At 54.9% G+C, this 3,709-nt stretch carries 5 protein-coding genes; 2 read left to right on the forward strand and 3 right to left on the reverse strand.

The window, feature by feature from the left end; genetic code table 11:
• Positions 1-60 precede the first annotated feature (60 nt).
• Positions 61-594, forward strand: coding sequence for a transposase (locus IIA05_12920; protein MCH9027992.1), 534 nt, complete (start codon positions 61-63; stop codon positions 592-594).
• A gap of 290 nt (positions 595-884) precedes the next feature.
• On the opposite strand, the gene IIA05_12925 is transcribed toward IIA05_12920, so the two are convergent.
• The 3 genes from IIA05_12925 to IIA05_12935 are packed head-to-tail and all read right to left on the reverse strand — an operon-like array spanning position 885 to position 2,431.
• The gene (locus IIA05_12925) at positions 885-1,286 is read right to left on the reverse strand and encodes a hypothetical protein (GenBank protein MCH9027993.1); all 402 of its coding nucleotides are present in this window, start codon (positions 1,284-1,286) and stop codon (positions 885-887) included.
• 1 nt (position 1,287) lies between these two features.
• Positions 1,288-1,665 (reverse strand): heavy-metal-associated domain-containing protein, encoded by a 378-nt coding sequence (locus tag IIA05_12930; protein MCH9027994.1) that lies wholly within the window; start codon positions 1,663-1,665, stop codon positions 1,288-1,290.
• A 13-nt stretch (positions 1,666-1,678) separates the two neighbouring features.
• A complete protein-coding gene (locus IIA05_12935) occupies positions 1,679-2,431 on the reverse strand; it encodes a transporter (GenBank protein ID MCH9027995.1) in 753 nt (250 codons plus the stop codon).
• A 781-nt stretch (positions 2,432-3,212) separates the two neighbouring features.
• Here IIA05_12935 and IIA05_12940 point away from each other — a divergent pair.
• Positions 3,213-3,709, forward strand: a 497-nt coding sequence (locus IIA05_12940; protein ID MCH9027996.1) for a transposase, incomplete at its 3' end; no start/stop codon positions are given.

The raw sequence follows: 3,709 nt of genomic DNA on the forward strand, positions 1-3,709 counted from the left end.
AAGCATCGGGGGCCGCCGTCCCAGTCTTGGCGAACGTTTCTTCGGAACCATGCCAAGGAGCTGATTGCCCTGGATTTCTTCACGGTCCCTACGGCGACCTTCAGGGTCTTGTTCGTGCTGGTAATCTTGAGTCATGATCGTCGGCGAATCCTGCACTTCAACGTCACAGAACATCCTACGGCCGCATGGACAGCCCGGCAGCTCTTAGAGGCGTGTGGCACAGACAATGCCCCTCGTTTCCTCGTCCGTGATCGAGATGCGATCTATGGCGAGATATTCCGTCGCCAAGTCGAAGCACTCAACATCCAAGACGTGCCGACCGCACCGCGCTCACCTTGGCAGAATGCATACGCTGAACGCGTAATAGGCTCCATCCGGCGCGAGTGTTCAAACCACATGATCGTGCTGGGCGAGCGGCACCTTAGACGCATTATCTCGAGCTACGTGCGTTACTACAATCAGACCCGAACGCACCTCTCCTTGGGCAAAGACGCGCCGGAAGGACGCCGGGAACAACCGCCAGATCAAGGCAGAGTCATAGAACTCAAACATGTTGGCGGCCTGCATCATGAATATATTCGCCAGGCAGCATGACTTCCTCGCTCGGATGAATAAACGGGAGCGACAAGCCACTCAGATGCTAATATTCGAGCTGTTAGAATGGCTGCAGATGACCCAGAGGCGACATTCGCTGTCCCAGGTTTGCACATTAGGATATGCGCTGACTGACTGCAGTCGCCTACTTGCTGACCTTCGACGATGTCCCTCTTTACACCAAGGAAATGACCGAAGTCGAAGTCAGCCGCGGAACGCTAGTTGGTGTTGGCCATCGGACATCGCTCGATTCTCACAAATGCACTTAGTAGGGCCTGCGGCTACGCTGGTTAACCGTTCCCGAACCACAGGTAGATTGGTAGCGCCAAATAGGCCGCTGCCAAACCCACCACCCAAATTACAACGGATGCCCGGAAAAATAGGGAATTCCAACGATATGCTCTATCACATAGTTCGGCTAATTCTGAATCGGCCGGGCACGCGCGGCCGGACCGAAACAGCAGCCAGCCGGTGAGTATCAACACGGCGCCGCTACCTGTGAACATCCACCCCTTGTACTGAGCCAGCGTTACCAGAAAAGGCAAGTTTGCAAAAAGCGAGGCTGATACGGCACCAAGCCCCAGAGACACGAGCAAGATTGGTAACGCACAGCAAATAAGTGTTGTGGAGGATGTAAACAGCACAAGCCAGGCCCATTTCCGCGGTGTCGTCGGTTCGGTCACGAGTCTCACCTTAGCTTTTGGTGCCTGGGTGGTCGGCATGATCCTCTGGGATGTCCCGCAATTCCTCATCGTCATACTCGTGCCCGGCAATCGAACACCTGGAAGTTTTCTCAAAAGATCGATACGTAAAGCCCTTATCGCGAAATAGCTGTTTCAGTTGCGCATCGGTGAACGCTACCCGGCTATCGGCGCAGACGAATATAGTGCCCGTTTCGAGGTCACTGCCGACCGCGTGGACACCTTCGATCTTCTTTAACGCGCGTTCAGACGTCGCCACACAAAATGGGCAGGTGATGCCGTCCACGCGAATATCGTATTGCACGTTATCTGCCAACGCCGCAGTGCCGGCTAATACAAAAGAAATTAAAAATGGAATCGTGCGCTTCATGGTTGCTGGTCCTTTAAAAGTTAATTCGAATGCTGGTAAGAATCGAGTAATCAGGCTCTAGGGCCGTACCGTTAAGATCGTTCACAATCGGAACCTTAACTCCAAGGTCGGCAATCCAACGCCGAGTGGCATACTGAAGGCCCGACGTCAAATACAGCTGGAATCCGCCGCTGTTCGGGTCCGTCACGCCGCCCAAGCGATTGTGTTTATAGTGGTTCGCACTGAGTTCGAGCACGCCGAAAACGAATGCGTTGGTATCCTTCGTCACTCTTCCAGGCGCTAAGCGATACTGAAAGGACGTGTCAAATCTCGTCGAATCTCCCCGCTCGAATCCATCTGCTTCACGGTTAAAGTCATACCTCAGTTGGGTGTCGAGTACCCATTGGGTACTGGCGAAAGTCGCGATTACTCCGCCGAAAACATCGACTGAACCATCACCGGTTTTGCCGTCTCGTCCCGTGGGTAATCTGGCCCCGGCATACGGCGCGATGCGGAGCGTGCGTCCTGGCCGGTCGGAGCGAAACACTTCATAGCGTGCGAACAGTGCGGCATCGCCAAGGCCAAATTCGGAAGCACTGACATCCCCAAATTCGCGATTGACGTTGATTATCGGCAGCACAGCAAAAAGTGCTAGCTTTGACGTTAGTCCGTAGCCCAACACTGTTCGGGATTCCAAGCGATCTACCTCGCGCCGTGTGCCAGCAATGTAGTCCGACGAATGGGTCATGACAAACTGCTGGCGAATAATAATCTCGTCTGCACTCAAAGGGAGCGCGGTGTTGGTAGCAATCGGTGCCGCCCAAGATGCCCCTGAGATTAATACGCACAGCATGGTAAGCGTAGTCGTTACACGACGCCGTTCGACGGCCACAAGGGAAGGCTCGTCGCAATTTCTGCTGGGTCTATACAAAAGAAGTGGATACATTAGCAACCTCAGTTACCTTGGTTTCTACAGAAAACTTAAGGACACACCTGTGGGTCCCGAATATCCATGTCGCTTGATCTTATTGCAAGTTCATCAGGAGCGGGTGAGCATTGCTGAATGACTCACCTCATTCAATTTCTATTCTCGCTCATTGTGTCGTCAGCTCGAACTCGCCTGTCTCTGCAGCTCGAAGTCGCCGCGCTTCGCCATCAGCTCTCAGTGTACCGGGTCGAACGCCGGAAGCCGCGGATCTCCTCGTCCGATAGGATGCTCTGGTCGCTTGTGTCGAAGTGGTGGTCCGGCTGGCGCAAAGCGTTGTACTTTGTTCAGCCTCGGACCGTGGTAGCGTGGCAGAATCGGCGAATTCGGGACTATTGGCGTGCGTTGAGCCAGCATGGACGACCCCGGCCGGCCAAAGATCGCCCTGGAGCTGCGACAGCTCATCAAGCGGATGTGGCAGGCCAACCCTACGTGGGGCTCACCCCGGATCGTCTCGGAACTCAAAATGCTGGGCATCGATGTCGCAAAATCCACCGTCGAGCGGTACAAACCCAGGCACCGCAAACCGCCCTCCCCGAGCTGGAGAACCTTTCTCGAGCAGCATGCTCACGAACTCGCCTCGATCGATTTTTTCGTCGTGCCTACGGCCACTTTGAAGGTCCTATTTGTATTGGTCGTCCTGGTTCACGATCGGCGCCGGATCGTCCATTTCAACGTCACGGAACATCCAACGGCTCAATGGACGGCGCAGCAGCTTACTGAGGCGTTTCCCTTCGATACCGCCCCGCGCTATCTGTTGCGAGATGGCGATGGAAGCTATGGCCGGCAAGTTCAGCGAAGAATTCGGTCTTTTGGTACGAAAGAAGTCATCACTGCGCCGGCGTCACCATGGCAGAATCCCTATGTCGAACGAGTGATCGGCAGTATCCGACGGGAGCTTCTGGATCACGTTGTCGTCCTTAACGAACAACACCTCAAACGGCTGCTTTCAGCTTATCTGGATTACTATCATCCCTGGCGAACGCATCGGTCACTCGCCGGCGATGCACCCGACCATCGGCCTGTACGTTCCGCCAAGCCGGCGCATGTCATCGACTTCCCGGCTGTTCACGGGCTCCA

It is taken from the genome of Pseudomonadota bacterium (assembly GCA_022572885.1).
Lineage (GTDB): Bacteria > Pseudomonadota > Gammaproteobacteria > Steroidobacterales > MnTg04 > MnTg04.

Bases quoted from the DNA above. Each gene is read 5' to 3' on its own strand.
- IIA05_12930 (MCH9027994.1), bottom strand. From the start codon at position 1,665: ATGAAGCGCACGATTCCATTTTTAATTTCTTTTGTATTAGCCGGCACT.